Origin of the sequence: Exiguobacterium profundum, assembly GCF_042652865.1 — a bacterium.
GTDB lineage: Bacteria > Bacillota > Bacilli > Exiguobacteriales > Exiguobacteriaceae > Exiguobacterium > Exiguobacterium profundum.
Genome location: NZ_JBHSHG010000001.1, coordinates 436,106 through 449,714 on the forward strand (window position 1 = coordinate 436,106; position 13,609 = coordinate 449,714).

Annotated in this window: 16 protein-coding genes and 1 riboswitch; of the genes, 15 read left to right on the top strand and 1 reads right to left on the bottom strand. The window is 50.1% G+C overall.

Annotation, left to right across the window (positions count from 1 at the left end; genetic code table 11):
• Positions 1–38: 38 nt before the first annotated feature.
• From rsgA to ACFO4U_RS02240, 4 genes are all read left to right on the top strand, one after another.
• Positions 39–926 carry a ribosome small subunit-dependent GTPase A gene (gene rsgA / locus ACFO4U_RS02225; RefSeq protein WP_047795432.1) on the top strand — a complete coding sequence of 296 codons (888 nt, stop codon included), beginning with the start codon at positions 39–41 and terminating at the stop codon, positions 924–926.
• 3 nt (positions 927–929) lie between these two features.
• Positions 930–1,586, top strand: coding sequence for a ribulose-phosphate 3-epimerase (gene rpe / locus ACFO4U_RS02230; protein WP_015881346.1), 657 nt, complete (start codon positions 930–932; stop codon positions 1,584–1,586).
• A 20-nt stretch (positions 1,587–1,606) separates the two neighbouring features.
• Positions 1,607–1,707, top strand: a riboswitch (TPP riboswitch).
• Positions 1,708–1,779: 72 nt separating this feature from the next.
• Positions 1,780–2,355, top strand: a complete 576-nt coding sequence (thiT, locus tag ACFO4U_RS02235) for an energy-coupled thiamine transporter ThiT (RefSeq protein WP_031421608.1) — start codon at positions 1,780–1,782, stop codon at positions 2,353–2,355.
• Entirely contained in the window at positions 2,352–2,939 is a 588-nt protein-coding gene (locus tag ACFO4U_RS02240) for a thiamine diphosphokinase (RefSeq protein ID WP_215244052.1), read from the top strand. The genes thiT and ACFO4U_RS02240 overlap by 4 nt, the downstream gene beginning before the upstream one ends.
• A gap of 57 nt (positions 2,940–2,996) precedes the next feature.
• Here the strand turns inward: ACFO4U_RS02240 and rpmB are convergent, their stop codons facing one another.
• Positions 2,997–3,185: a 50S ribosomal protein L28 gene (gene rpmB / locus ACFO4U_RS02245; RefSeq protein WP_015881349.1), complete on the bottom strand. Its 189-nt coding sequence runs from the start codon at positions 3,183–3,185 to the stop codon at positions 2,997–2,999.
• Between the two features lie 252 nt (positions 3,186–3,437).
• Between rpmB and ACFO4U_RS02250 the strand changes: the two genes are divergently transcribed.
• From ACFO4U_RS02250 to rnc, 11 genes are all read left to right on the top strand, one after another.
• Positions 3,438–3,800, top strand: a complete 363-nt coding sequence (locus ACFO4U_RS02250) for an Asp23/Gls24 family envelope stress response protein (RefSeq protein WP_015881350.1) — start codon at positions 3,438–3,440, stop codon at positions 3,798–3,800.
• 22 nt (positions 3,801–3,822) lie between these two features.
• Positions 3,823–5,502: a DAK2 domain-containing protein gene (locus ACFO4U_RS02255; protein ID WP_214691065.1), complete on the top strand. Its 1,680-nt coding sequence runs from the start codon at positions 3,823–3,825 to the stop codon at positions 5,500–5,502.
• Between the two features lie 63 nt (positions 5,503–5,565).
• Positions 5,566–6,228: an L-serine ammonia-lyase, iron-sulfur-dependent subunit beta gene (gene sdaAB, locus ACFO4U_RS02260; RefSeq protein WP_078146679.1), complete on the top strand. Its 663-nt coding sequence runs from the start codon at positions 5,566–5,568 to the stop codon at positions 6,226–6,228.
• Positions 6,229–6,240: 12 nt separating this feature from the next.
• Positions 6,241–7,128 (top strand): L-serine ammonia-lyase, iron-sulfur-dependent, subunit alpha, encoded by an 888-nt coding sequence (gene sdaAA, locus ACFO4U_RS02265; protein ID WP_074037281.1) that lies wholly within the window; start codon positions 6,241–6,243, stop codon positions 7,126–7,128.
• On the top strand, positions 7,115–9,145 hold the full coding sequence (gene recG / locus ACFO4U_RS02270; RefSeq protein WP_214691064.1) for an ATP-dependent DNA helicase RecG: 2,031 nt from the start codon (positions 7,115–7,117) through the stop codon (positions 9,143–9,145). The genes sdaAA and recG overlap by 14 nt, the downstream gene beginning before the upstream one ends.
• Before the next feature lie 85 nt (positions 9,146–9,230).
• The gene (fapR, locus tag ACFO4U_RS02275; RefSeq protein ID WP_196430528.1) at positions 9,231–9,794 is read left to right on the top strand and encodes a transcription factor FapR; all 564 of its coding nucleotides are present in this window, start codon (positions 9,231–9,233) and stop codon (positions 9,792–9,794) included.
• A 2-nt stretch (positions 9,795–9,796) separates the two neighbouring features.
• Positions 9,797–10,786, top strand: coding sequence for a phosphate acyltransferase PlsX (plsX, locus tag ACFO4U_RS02280; protein WP_074037278.1), 990 nt, complete (start codon positions 9,797–9,799; stop codon positions 10,784–10,786).
• An 18-nt stretch (positions 10,787–10,804) separates the two neighbouring features.
• Positions 10,805–11,725, top strand: a complete 921-nt coding sequence (fabD, locus tag ACFO4U_RS02285; RefSeq protein ID WP_215244051.1) for an ACP S-malonyltransferase — start codon at positions 10,805–10,807, stop codon at positions 11,723–11,725.
• Complete coding sequence (gene fabG, locus ACFO4U_RS02290; RefSeq protein WP_215244050.1) at positions 11,718–12,458, top strand: 3-oxoacyl-[acyl-carrier-protein] reductase; 741 nt, start codon at positions 11,718–11,720, stop codon at positions 12,456–12,458. Before fabD ends, fabG begins: the two co-directional genes overlap by 8 nt.
• 58 nt (positions 12,459–12,516) lie before the next feature.
• Positions 12,517–12,756 carry an acyl carrier protein gene (gene acpP / locus ACFO4U_RS02295; protein ID WP_074037274.1) on the top strand — a complete coding sequence of 80 codons (240 nt, stop codon included), beginning with the start codon at positions 12,517–12,519 and terminating at the stop codon, positions 12,754–12,756.
• Positions 12,757–12,879: 123 nt separating this feature from the next.
• Positions 12,880–13,596: a ribonuclease III gene (gene rnc / locus ACFO4U_RS02300; RefSeq protein ID WP_074037940.1), complete on the top strand. Its 717-nt coding sequence runs from the start codon at positions 12,880–12,882 to the stop codon at positions 13,594–13,596.
• Positions 13,597–13,609 lie beyond the last annotated feature (13 nt).

Sequence of the window (13,609 nt, forward strand, 5' to 3'; positions counted from 1 at the left end):
GTGACGGTGTCGTCACCTCTTTTTTAAGGGAGGTAGTCATATTGAAAGGAACGATTATTCGTTTACAAGGCGGGTTTTATGATGTGATGACCGAGTCGAATCAAGAGATTCGGTGTCGGGCGAGAGGGAATTTTCGGAAACGAAACATCTCACCTGTCGTCGGCGATGACGTTGTCATTCAAGATCAAGAAGATGGGACAGGCTATATTTTAGAGGTGGAGGAACGTCAAAACCATCTCGTCCGCCCACCAATCGCCAACATCGATCAGGCATTTCTACTTTTTTCTGTGAAAGAACCGGCGTTTTCTTATCATTTGCTTGACCGATTCCTCGTATTGATCGAATCCAAACAGATTCATCCAATCATCGTGTTAACGAAGATGGACCTACTCAGTGAAGAAGAGACCGGACCGATTCAAGAAGCGGTCGCCCGCTATCGTGCCATCGGATATGACGTGATTGAAACGTCGACGGAGCTTTCGGATGGGGTCGATCAAGTACGGGGACTCTTCAAAGAGAAGACGAGCGTGTTTGCCGGTCAAACAGGTGTCGGGAAGAGTTCGCTTTTAAACGCAGTCGCGCCTGAACTCGAATTGGCCACAGGGAAAATTTCCAAATCACTCGGTCGTGGGAAACATACGACGCGTCACGTCACGCTCATTCAATTGGCCGACGGGCTTGTGGCGGATACGCCAGGATTTTCTAGTCTCGAGTTTCCTCAAGAACTCGAGGCGGATGAACTAAGATGGTGCTTCCCAGAATTTGTGGAACGTCACGACGATTGCAAGTTCCGGGGATGCGTCCATATCAATGAACCGGGCTGTGCCATTAAACAAGCCGTAGAAGATGGCAAAATTGCTTCAACTCGTTATGAGAATTATGTTACCTTTATGGAGGAATTAAACGATCGTAAACGGAGGTATTGACAGATGATTAAAATCGCACCATCAATTTTAGCAGCCGACTTTGCCAATTTGGAGGCTGAAGTGAAAGCCGTTCAAGATGCGGGGGCGGATTATATCCATTTTGACGTGATGGATGGGCAGTTCGTGCCGAACATCTCGATTGGGCTACCAGTCCTCGCAAGCTTGCGCAAAAAATCAGACATGGTTCTCGATGTGCATTTGATGATTGATCAACCGGAACGCTATGTCGAAGATTTCGTCAAGGCGGGGGCAGACATTGTGACTGTTCACGTGGAAGCAACGAACCATTTACATCGAGTCTTGCAGCAAATCAAAGCGGCAGGGGCGAAATGTGGGGTCGTCTTGAACCCGCACACACCGCTCTCTACGATTGAACATATCCTTCAAGATGTCGATATGGTATTGCTCATGACCGTCAATCCAGGGTTTGGTGGACAAGCGTTCATTGAATCCGTCGTACCGAAAATCTCGGCGCTCAGTCAGCTTCGCAAAGACCGTCAGCTCGATTTTGAAATTGAGATTGATGGTGGTGTCAACGAAGAGACGGCGAAACGTTGCATTGATGCAGGGGCAGATGTCCTAGTTGCCGGTTCGGCCATTTACAATCAACCGGATTATAAAGCAGCCATCGATAGCATTCGTGGCGCATCTCGTGTATAATCGACGGTAGAACAACAAGATAGAGTCGCAAGGGGTGTCACATGATGTGGCTGAGAGGCATACGCTAACCCTTTGAACCTGTTCCGTTCACACGGACGTAGGGATGTGGCGAAAATGCACGTTGCGAATCCAAGCAGCATGGCGTTTACGTCATGCTGCTTTTTGTCGTTCACACAATAAAGGAGGAAGAAAGATGAAATCACGTTTTAAATTACAAGCACTCATCGAAATTTCATTGTTCGCAGCGCTTGGGCTAGTTTTTGATTTACTCATCCCATATCGTTTGCCACAAGGGGGATCAATCAGTCTGGCGATGCTCCCGATCTTTGTGATGGCGTTTCGTCACGGATTGAAAGGGGGACTTGCGACTGGTGCGCTCGTCGGGACGCTTCAACTCTTGTTCGGAGCCTATATCTTTACGCCAGTTCAGTTCTTGCTCGATTATACGGTCGCGTACGGACTTGTCGGCGTGGCCGGCGTCTTTGCCGGACGTGTGAAACAGGCCGCTGGTCAAGGCGCGACGAAGACGCTCGCTACCTATTTGGTGCTCGGCGCATTGATCGGGTCGGCGTTGCGTTATGCGGCTCACGTCATCTCAGGGATTGTCTTTTTCGCTGAGTATGCGGAGGGTCCGGTCGTGGCTTATTCACTTGGCTATAACGCAACTTATATGGTTCCGTCGTTTGTCATCTCAGCCATCGTATTAGTCTTACTCTTCACGACAGCTCCGCGATTCACGCGTGTCGCGACACGGGACATTCGTCAATGAACATCTTGATCGTCGCGGCGAGTCCGGAACCTATTCCGGACTTACCACGTGATGTCGATTTTGTCATCGGAGTCGATGGCGGATATCAGAGATTATTAGATGAAGGGATTGATGTCGACGTCGTGGTCGGGGACTTTGATTCGTTTGTCGGAACACCTCCTGAGGAAGCGCTACGTTATCCATCTGAAAAGGATGTGACCGACCTCGAGATTGCGCTTCAGTTGGCAATCGATCAAGGGGCGACCCAGATGCACGTGTACGGGGCACTCGGTGGTCGAGTTGATATGACGTTCGCGAACGTCGGTCTACTCGAATCGTATCCGGGGATGGTTCTTCATGGGACGGGTCAAACGATTTTTCTCGCTCGGCCAGGAAGTTATGAGATTAAAAAACTAGATGAACATTACTTGTCTTTCATGCCTTGGAAAACCGCTACGATTTCAATTGATGGGGTCAAATATCCACTCGAGCGTCATCCGGTCCATAGCGCGCAAGCGTTGACCATTTCAAATGAATGGAGCGAAGAGCTTGCCTTGTTGACGGTTCATGAAGGAATGGCCCTCGTTATGCTCGTCAAAAAATAAGCAAAAAAAAATCCCATCGGCGAATGCCGCTGGGATTTATTCGTTCGTGTATAAGTATTATACGCGTTCAACGAGACCTGATTTAAGTGCGCGAGCTGAAACCCAAACGCGTTTCGGTTTACCGTCAACGAGAATACGAACTTTTTGTACGTTTACACCCCAAGTACGTTTTGTCTTGTTGAGTGCGTGCGAACGGTTGTTACCTGATTTAGGTGATTTACCTGTTACGTAGCATTTACGTGCCATGCGTTTCCCCTCCTTTTTTATGTGGGTTCGTCCTAATAGACACTCGTTTATATTAGCACGGCTTTTTTCCCGATGCAACTAGAAAATCATACCATGACAAGAAAAAAACTTGACATTACTCTCAAGGATTTGAATAATGAATGAGGTTATCGCGTTAATTGACCGAGATTCTGGAGCAGGTTCTTTTAATAACTAGGTACTTATTGTAGAATGTACATTAGGAATCATTCCGAATAAAGGAGGCTACTCCATATGGCAATTGAAATGAAGACAACATATGGCAATATTGACATCACAAGTGACGTCATCGCGACACTCGCAGGTGGTGCGGCGATGGAATGCTTCGGTGTGGTCGGCATGGCTTCACAGGCACAATTGAAAGACGGCATTGCTGAATTGTTAAAACGTGAAAATTACGCGCGTGGTGTCGTCGTACGTCAAGAGGATGAGGACGTACATATCGACATGCACATCATTGTAAGCTACGGGACGAAAGTATCTGAAGTCGCATACAACGTGCAAAGCCGAGTGAAATATACGCTCGGAGAAACTTTAGGATTAAACGTTTCGTCGGTAAATATATTCGTTCAAGGCGTTCGTCTGACGAATGACTGACGAAAACGGAGGAGGATTTGGTGTGGGTTTAAATCGTTTAGATGGCGTGGCGCTCTCAAACATGATCGCAAACGGAGCGGCCAACTTGAGCCAAAACGCAGATTATGTAGATTCGCTTAACGTCTTCCCGGTTCCAGACGGAGACACGGGAACGAACATGAACTTGACGATGACGTCAGGTGCGAAAGAAGTAGCAGCCATGAACTCATCTGATATCGCAGAGGTATCATCAAAGTTCGCTCGTGGACTCCTGATGGGAGCACGTGGAAACTCAGGCGTTATTTTAAGCCAATTGTTCCGCGGCTTCGGGAAAGCCGTTGAAGGTAAGACGGAACTCACGACAGTTGATTTTGCAGAAGCGCTCAAACGCGGTGTCGACACGGCATACAAGGCGGTTATGAAACCGGTTGAAGGAACGATTTTAACGGTTGCTCGTGAAGCGGCTGATGAAGCGCTCCTTGCGTCTGAGTCGACAAGTGATTTCACAGAGTTCATGAAACGTGTCATCGTCGAAGCAAAAGCTTCGTTAGACCGTACACCGGACTTGTTACCGGTGTTAAAAGAAGTCGGGGTCGTCGACTCAGGTGGTCAAGGACTTCTCGTCATTTACGAAGGATTCCTTGCGAGTCTTGAAGGAAAAGAACTCGAAAAACCACATACTCCGGTGATGGATGCATTGATTGAAGCAGAACACCATGCGCATGCGGCGCAAGGATTCATGTCGACAGAGGACATCGAATTCGGTTACTGTACGGAGATCATGGTTCGTTTCCAAGAGGACAAGCTGAAAGATACACCGTTCAACGAAGATGCATTCCGCAACGAGTTGTCTGAACTCGGGGACTCTCTTCTTGTCGTCGCGGACGAGGAGCTCTTGAAAGTCCACGTTCACGTCGAGACGCCAGGTGAGGTCATCACGAAAGGTCAGCGCTTCGGTGAACTCGTCGCAGTCAAAATTGAGAACATGCGTCAACAACACTCGACGATTCTTGAAGAAGAACACGGCGCCAACCAACACGGTGTTCAACAAGCGGAGAAGCCGAAAGCACCATTTGCCATCGTAACGGTCGCAATGGGTGAAGGCGTCAGCGAACTGTTCCGTTCACTCGGGGCGGCCCACGTCATCGAAGGTGGTCAGACGATGAACCCGTCGACGGAAGATATCGTCAAGGCGATTGAATCGGCACATGCGGAACACGTCTTCATCTTCCCGAACAACTCCAACATCATCATGGCGGCTGAACAAGCGGCGTCTGTCGCACCGTGCGGCGTGTCGGTCATTCCGACGAAGACCGTCCCACAAGGTCTTGCGGCAGCCATCGCATTCAATCCTGAAGCGGATGTCGAGATGAATGAACAAGCGATGAAAGCGGCAGCGGCGACAGTGAAGTCCGGTCAAGTGACGTACGCTGTTCGTGATACGAGCATCGATGGCGTTGAAATCAAAAAAGATGAGCACATGGCGATTGCTGAGAAGAAAATCGTTTCTTCATCTCCATCGAGTTTAGAAGCGGCTAAACGATTAGTCGATGCGCTCATCGACGCAGACGACGAAATCGTCACGATCTTAACAGGAGAAGGCTCTTCTGCATCGGACGTAGAAGCGTTGACGTCATATATCGAATCGGTGAACGACGAGATTGAAATTGAAGTTCACGACGGTAAACAACCGCTTTACTCTTATATTTTTAGTGTGGAATAAGCTGTTTCGAATCCCTACCTTCTGTATAATGAAGGTAGGGATTTTTGAAAGGGGGAAAAATTGATGAAATATCGTAGTGTGTTTGACATTATTGGCCCGGTCATGGTCGGACCGTCGAGTTCGCATACAGCAGGTGCTGCCCGCATCGGCTTGATGGCTGGTAAGTTGTTCGGGAGAACGCCGCGTACCGCGCACATCACATTTTATGGGTCGTTTGCTGACACGTATCGGGGACACGGTACGGATGTGGCCATCGTCGGTGGAATCATGGGATTCGATACATTCGATCTGAGAATCCCACAAGCGTTAGACATCGCCCGTGAAAAAGGGATCGAGGTCATTTTTGAGACGAGTGATCTGTTGACGGATCACCCGAATACGGCCCGGGTCTTACTCGAAGATGAATTGGGCACATTTGAGATTGTCGGGATTTCAATCGGCGGGGGAACGATTGAAATTACCGAACTGAACGGATTCCCGTTGAAACTGACAGGTGGGGGGCCTGCACTCGTCGTCTTGCACCATGATCGATTCGGGGCCATCGCGGCTGTGACCGGTGTGTTGGCGAATCACCAATTAAACATTGGTCATATGGAAGTGAGCCGCCATGAAAAAGGGATGCAGGCGTTGATGGCGATTGAGATTGATGAGACCATTCCTGCGGAAGTGTTAGCAGAGCTGGAACGGTTACCGCAAATCGAACGGATAGCTATTTTTGGGGAATGAGGAGAATGTGTGATGTTTAAATCAGTAGAGGAATTAGTGACGATTGCAACAGAACGGAATATCCCGATTTCTGAAGTGATGATTGAGCAAGAGATGCACGTCAGACGCGCCAGTCGCGAGGACATCATCGGGATGATGGACCGAAATCTTGAGGTGATGGAAGAAGCGGTCGAACGTGCACTCCAAGGTGTCACGTCGGTTACGGGATTGACGGGTAATGATGCCGTACTCATGCAAGAGTATATTCGTTCGGGCAAGTCGCTCGCTGGGGATCTCATTTTAGATGCGGTGTCGAAAGCGATCGGGACGAACGAAGTGAACGCGGCGATGGGACGAATCTGTGCGACACCGACAGCGGGGAGCGCGGGCGTCGTACCGGGAACATTGTTTGCGGTAAAAGATCGCCTTGAAATGGACCGCGACGCGATGATCCGTTACTTGTTCACGTCAGGTGCGTTCGGATTCGTCGTGGCGAACAACGCCTCGATTTCAGGGGCGGCTGGTGGATGTCAGGCCGAGGTCGGGTCGGCGACGGGCATGGCAGCCGCGGCCATCGTTGAAGCAGCTGGCGGGACACCGGACCAGTCGGCTACGGCATTTGCGATAGCCCTAAAAAATATGCTCGGTCTCGTCTGTGATCCTGTGGCGGGGCTGGTGGAAGTTCCATGCGTCAAGCGAAACGCCATGGGCGGTGCCAACGCTATTGTCGCAGCAGATATGGCGCTCGCGGGGATTACCTCACGTATTCCTTGTGACGAGGTCATCTCGGCGATGCATGAAGTGGGCCAAATGATGCCGACGGCCTTAAAAGAAACCGCTAAAGGTGGACTTGCCAATACACCGACGGCTCGTCGCCTCGAACGAAATATATTTGGAGCGAAAGAAGATGCAAAACAATGATCAACTGACGACGCTGAAAGGGGTCGGGCCAGAGATGGCCAAAAAGTTAGAAGTGATGGGACTTGTTCGAATCGAGGACGTGCTTGAGCACGTCCCGTTTCGTTATGAGAATTATAATAGTGGGACGGTGACGACGGCTGTGCACGGCGACCTCGTCAAATGGAGCGGGACAGTCCAAGGCGAACCGCTCGTTCGTTACTATAGTAAAGGGAAAAATCGTCTCCAGTTCCGGTTGTTACTCGAAGACCGATACGCCGTCCAAGTGACGATGTTCAACCGTGCCTTCTATAAAGAAAAATTGGTGATTGGGGAGACGGTGACGGTCAAAGGGAAATGGGACATGAACCGGATGACGATCAGCGCGACCGACCTTGAATTTGGTGCCCCGTCAGGCGGACTGCAACCGATTTATTCATTGCGTGCCGGACTGACACAAAAGAATTTCAGTAGAATCGTTAAACTCGCTTTTGAGCAGGTGAACGATCTGCCCGAACAGGTCCCGCATACTATTCGCGACCGATATCGATTAGTTGACCGGATGACGATGCTTCGTGGGATGCATTTCCCGGATACGGTTGAGACCTATAAACTGGCGAGACGAAGCTATGTCTATGAAGAGTGTCTCATGTATCAGTTAAAATTACAGGCGTTTCGTAAAATGGAGCGGTCAGGAAACGGTCGGGCCCTTCACCTCGATAAGCATCAATTGAATGAATTCGTCAAACGGCTCGCATTCCCGTTAACAGGAGCCCAGACACGGGTCATCCGTGAAATCGTATCTGACCTTGAAAAACCAGAACGGATGAACCGATTGTTACAAGGGGATGTCGGGAGCGGGAAGACCGTCGTTGCCGCGATTGCCTTGTATGCGACTGTAACGGCCGGGTATCAAGGGGCCTTGATGGTGCCAACAGAAATCCTTGCCGAACAACATGCGACATCGTTACAGGAATTATTTGAACCGTTTGGCATCACGATTGCCCTCCTGACGAGCTCAGTGAAAGGGAAGGCGCGCGAAGCGCTTCTGACGGCAATTCGATCGGGTAACGTCGACATCATCGTCGGGACGCACGCGCTCATCCAAGGACCGGTCGAATTTTCGAATCTACATTTGGCGATTACGGACGAACAGCACCGGTTTGGTGTCGAACAGCGGAAGAAGCTACGAGACAAGGCCGAATTCGCCGACGTATTATATATGACCGCGACGCCGATTCCGAGGACGCTTGCCATCAGTGCGTTCGGAGAGATGGATGTCTCCACGATTGATGAGATGCCAAAAGGACGAAAGCCGATTGAAACGTATTGGGCGAAACATGATCAAATCGATCGTGTGCATGCAATGGTCGATCGGGAACTCGCACTCGGCCGTCAAGCGTATGTGATTGCACCTCTCATCGAGGAGTCGGATACATTAGAAGTGGAGAGTGCGACGGCACTGTATGAGCTATTGAAAGAACGCTTCTCGAACTATGGCGTTGGCCTGATGCATGGAAAGCTATCGAGTACAGAAAAAGACGAGATTATGAAATCATTCGCCGATAATGCGACACAGATTCTCGTCTCCACAACAGTCGTCGAGGTAGGGGTGAACGTCCCGAACGCCTCTCTAATCATCATTCATGATGCCGAACGTTTCGGTCTCGCGCAATTACACCAGTTGCGTGGCCGTGTCGGTCGTGGTGCGCATCAATCATTCTGCATCTTGGTAGGAGACCCGAAATCGGATGTCGGGAAAGTCCGTTTGAAGACGATGACGGAAACGAACGATGGCTTTGTATTGGCAGAAAAAGATTTAGAGTTGCGTGGGGCTGGTGATTTCTTTGGAACCGCACAGAGCGGTCTCCCGAGTTTCCGTGTCGCCGATCCCGTTCTCGATTTGAAAGTGATGGAAGTGGCCATGCAAGATGCCGTGAAACTTCTCGGAAGCGACACATTTTGGCATGACGCCCAGTATGAAGGGTTACGTGGCTATTTGAAACAACTCGACCTTCTCGTTGGGGAAAGGTTAGAATAGTACTTGAAAATGACGACTAAAGAATATATACTGCTATTAGTACCAGGTATTAAGTTCTTTAGCGATTAGTTTAGGAGGGAACTGAATGCGGGTACCTAAGAAAGAGCGGCAACGCTTGTTACAAGAAACGATTGAGCATAACCCGTTCATCAAAGACGAAGAACTGTCAAAGCAGTTTTCTGTCAGCATCCAAACAATTCGACTCGACCGGATGGAATTAAAAATTCCAGAAGTGCGGGAACGAATCAAACATGTGGCTTCCGAACATCTCGATGAAGTCAAATCGCTTTCAATGAGCGAGGTCATCGGTGATATGATTGACTTGAAGCTAGATGACTCTGCGATCTCAGTCCTCGATATAGAGAAAGAACACGTCTTTAGCCGCAACGAGATTGCCCGTGGACACGTCTTGTTCGCGCAAGCCAACTCGTTAGCGGTGGCGCTCATCAATGATGAATTGGCGTTGACCACTAAAGCGGATATTCGCTTTAGTCGCCAAGTCCATCTTGGAGAGCGAGTCGTTGCCAAGGCTCGTGTGATGAAACTAAGAGGGGACGGGAGAACGGACGTCACAGTTGAAAGTTATGTCGGTGAGGAGTGCGTCTTTGACGGCGACTTCACGATTTACCGACGTGGTGAGGAGGAGTAAGCATGAAGTTAGCGATTGATGCAATGGGTGGCGATCACGCACCGAAGGCGATTGTAGAAGGTGTGAAACGGTTCATCGCGCAATATCCGAATGAACCGATGGAACTCTTTTTAGTTGGTGATGAGGTGAAAATTGCCTCATACGGTCTTGATGATCCTCGTGTGACGGTTGTCCCAGCCAGTGAAATCATCACAGGTGAAGACGAACCGGTACGGGCGGTGCGCCGTAAAAAGGATAGCTCGCTCGTCGTGGCAGCTCAGCTTGTCAAAGAAGGAAAAGCGGATGCTCTCGTGTCTGCCGGGAATACCGGCGCATTGATGGCGGCGTCTCTTTTCATCATCGGGCGAATCCCAGGAATCGAGCGTCCGGCATTATCTCCGACGTTCCCTACATATACTGGTAGTGGTGTCGTCGTACTGGATGTCGGAGCGAATCCGGATGCAAAAGCTGAACACCTCGTGGATTATGCGATTATGGGTTCGCTGTATGCGGAACATGTCCGTGGCATCAAGACACCGCGTGTCGCTCTTCTCAATATCGGGACGGAAGCCGGTAAAGGAAATGCGCTGACAAAAGAAGCGTTCCCCCTCCTTGAACAGGCACCTGTCCATTTTGTTGGGAATGTCGAGGCGCGTGAAGCGATGTCAGGTGATGTGGATGTCATCGTGACCGAAGGATTTGCCGGAAACATCTTGTTAAAGGGTGTGGAGGGCTCCTCTTCGATGCTCATGAAGATGATGAAAGAACAATTCACGAGTGACCTTGTATCCAAACTCGCCGCTCTCATCTTAAAACCGAAATTGAGACGATTAAAAGAAACGTTGGATTATCGCGAACACGGGGGAGCCGGATTATTCGGGATCAATGCACCGGTCATCAAGGCGCATGGGTCGAGCGATGCACTCGCCATCATGAGTGCGTTGAAACAGGCGAAAATCATGGTAGATCACGATGTCGTTGAAAAAATCAAGCGTGCCAAAGCGATAGACTAAGCGAAAGCAGGTGAAGATATGGGGAAAGTAGCATGGGTGTTTCCAGGGCAAGGTTCCCAAGCCGTTGGGATGGGACAAACCTTTTTAGATTATCCTGAAACGCTTCAAGCAATCGGACGTCGACTCGGATTTGACCTACTTGAAGTCATGTCATCCGGGTCGAAGGAAGACCTACAAGAAACGGAAATTGCACAGCCGGCCATCGTGGCGCACGCTTCGCTCCTCGCGCAAGCCTATGCGAAGAGCGGTGCGGCACCAGATGTCGTCATCGGGCATAGTGTCGGTGAATATGCGGCGCTCGTCAGTGCGGGTGTCATCGATATTGAAGAAGCGACCGTTCTCGTCCGGGCGCGTGGACAGTTGATGTCTGAAGTGAAGGATGGAACGATGGCAGCAGTCGTCGGGATGACCGATCTTCAAGAAGCGCTTCATATCACTGAAAAAATCAGTGCGAGTGGGAATTTAGTTCAAATCGCCAACTTGAATTGTCCTGGTCAATTCGTGATTTCAGGGCATGTCGACGCGGTCGAACAAGCAAGCGTGGAATTGAAGGCTGCCGGTGCGAAGCGGGTATTGCCGTTAAACGTATCTGGAGCGTTCCATAGTTCCTACATGATGCCGGCAGCAACACGTTTCCAAGACGTTCTTGCCTCGTCGCCATTTAAAGCGGCTTCCATCGACTTGATTTCGAACGTGGACGCGGCGGTACATCGTGACCCTGAACAGTTGAAGGCGTTATTGACGAAACAACTGTATTCGTCTGTCCGTTTTGAAGAATGTGTGCGCAAGGCGATTGCAGACGGCGTAGACACGTTCATCGAGTTCGGCCCATCTTCACCGCTTTCAGGATTGATTAAACGAATCGACTCGAACGTTTCGATTCAAAAGGCGACCACGTTGGAAGAAGTCGCCTCGTTAGGAGGAGAAGTACGTGCATGATCAAGTGGCGATCGTGACAGGGGCGTCCCGGGGAATCGGGGCGGCCATCGCGAAACGTTTAGGGGAAGACGGCTTTCGGGTCGTCGTGAACTACTCGGGTAGTGAACAAAAGGCGAATGATGTCGTGGCCATGATCACGGATGCAGGCGGCGAAGCCATCGCCGTGAAAGCAGATGTATCCAATGCTGACGATGTCAAAGCGCTCGTCAAGACGACAGTCGATACGTTCGGACGCGTCGATTGTCTCGTCAACAATGCAGGGATCACGCGTGACGGGTTACTCATGCGAATGAAAGAAGTCGATTTCGAAGATGTGCTGTCGACGAACTTGAAAGGCGCCTTTCTGACATCGCAAGCCGTCACGAGACCTTTGCTCAAGTCGAAAGCAGGTCGAATTATCAACATCGCCTCGGTTGTCGGGATTACCGGCAATGCAGGACAAGCGAACTATGCGGCTGCAAAAGCAGGGTTGATCGGATTGACAAAATCAGTGGCGCGCGAACTCGCGGGACGTCACGTGACTGTCAATGCCGTCTGTCCAGGGTTCATTCAAACGGATATGACCGATGCCTTGACAGATGCGCAACGAGAGGCTACACTCGAGCAGATTCCGTTCAACCGTTTCGGACAGGTGGAGGATGTGGCGAACCTTGTCTCCTTCCTCGCTTCGGAACAAGCCGCTTATGTGACCGGACAGACGATTGCCGTCGATGGCGGCATGACGATGGCGTAAAAGAGAACTTTACCAACAGACTGACATTTAATATACTTACCTTTGGAGGGATTTTATCATGACAAAAGAACAAATTTTAGTAGACGTACAAGAAGCAGTTGCTGAGAAACTCGGGAAAGACGTATCTGAGATCACAGCAGACAAATCGTTCAAGGATGACCTTGGTGCGGATTCACTTGAAGTAATGGAAATGGTGATGGACCTCGAAGACAAATTCGACATCACGATCGAAGACGAAGACGCTGAGAAGCTTGCGACTGTTGGCGACGTAGTGGCTTACATCGAAACAAAATTGTAATCAAGCCATCCCACCGCTCGGTTCCGGGCGGTGGGCTTGTGCTTATTCATGGAGGGAACTATGACAAAAGACAAACGACGGTTTGACCGTCAAGGGTCGGCGCAACGGCGTCGGCGTCAGGAGATGGAACGAGCACGCATCTTGGAACTATTTAAATCATTGGAAGAACGGTTGAACGTTCAATTTTCGAATCACGACTTGTTGATGCAGGCGTTCACACACTCATCTTATGTGAATGAGCAACGCGGGTTACGAAAAGACAATGAACGTTTAGAATTTTTAGGGGATGCTGTTTTAGAACTGACCGTATCTCGCTTCCTCTATGAGACTTATCCGGAGCGCTCCGAGGGGGAATTGACGAAATTACGAGCGGCGATCGTATGCGAACCGTCACTCGTGAATTTTGCGGAAGCTTATGCTTTCTCTGACTTCATCTTGCTTGGGAAAGGTGAAGAGTTGACCGGTGGACGAAAACGTCCGGCACTGCTTGCCGATGTGTTCGAATCCTATATCGGTGCTCTTTATTTGGACCAAGGAATTGAGGCCGTCGAACGATTCCTCGCCGAAGCGGTTTTTCCGAAAGTCTTAGCGGGAGTATTCGAAGAACAGACCGATTTCAAGAGCCAGTTACAGGAGAGCGTCCAACGGGAAGGGCTCGGACCTGTATCGTATGAGATCATTGAGGAACGTGGGCCGGCGCATAGCCGGGAATTCGTCGCACATGCACGCCTCAGCGACGACATCGTCGGTGAAGGAGTTGGGCGTTCGAAAAAAGAAGCCGAGCAATTGGCTGCTAAAGAAGCGCTTATTGCCTTTAATCGGCGCTACGCAGATTTATAAACGAAAGGAGTGG

Excerpts from the sequence above, each read along its gene's own strand:
- recG (WP_214691064.1), top strand. The coding sequence starts at position 7,115 with ATGCAAAACAATGATCAACTGACGACGCTGAAAGGGGTCGGGCCAGAG.
- ACFO4U_RS02250 (WP_015881350.1), top strand. The coding sequence starts at position 3,438 with ATGGCAATTGAAATGAAGACAACATATGGCAATATTGACATCACAAGT.
- plsX (WP_074037278.1), top strand. The coding sequence starts at position 9,797 with ATGAAGTTAGCGATTGATGCAATGGGTGGCGATCACGCACCGAAGGCG.
- thiT (WP_031421608.1), top strand. The coding sequence starts at position 1,780 with ATGAAATCACGTTTTAAATTACAAGCACTCATCGAAATTTCATTGTTC.
- acpP (WP_074037274.1), top strand. The coding sequence starts at position 12,517 with ATGACAAAAGAACAAATTTTAGTAGACGTACAAGAAGCAGTTGCTGAG.
- rpe (WP_015881346.1), top strand. The coding sequence starts at position 930 with ATGATTAAAATCGCACCATCAATTTTAGCAGCCGACTTTGCCAATTTG.
- fabD (WP_215244051.1), top strand. The coding sequence starts at position 10,805 with ATGGGGAAAGTAGCATGGGTGTTTCCAGGGCAAGGTTCCCAAGCCGTT.
- sdaAB (WP_078146679.1), top strand. The coding sequence starts at position 5,566 with ATGAAATATCGTAGTGTGTTTGACATTATTGGCCCGGTCATGGTCGGA.
- rpmB (WP_015881349.1), bottom strand. The coding sequence starts at position 3,185 with ATGGCACGTAAATGCTACGTAACAGGTAAATCACCTAAATCAGGTAAC.
- rnc (WP_074037940.1), top strand. The coding sequence starts at position 12,880 with ATGGAACGAGCACGCATCTTGGAACTATTTAAATCATTGGAAGAACGG.
- sdaAA (WP_074037281.1), top strand. The coding sequence starts at position 6,241 with ATGTTTAAATCAGTAGAGGAATTAGTGACGATTGCAACAGAACGGAAT.
- ACFO4U_RS02240 (WP_215244052.1), top strand. The coding sequence starts at position 2,352 with ATGAACATCTTGATCGTCGCGGCGAGTCCGGAACCTATTCCGGACTTA.
- fapR (WP_196430528.1), top strand. The coding sequence starts at position 9,231 with ATGCGGGTACCTAAGAAAGAGCGGCAACGCTTGTTACAAGAAACGATT.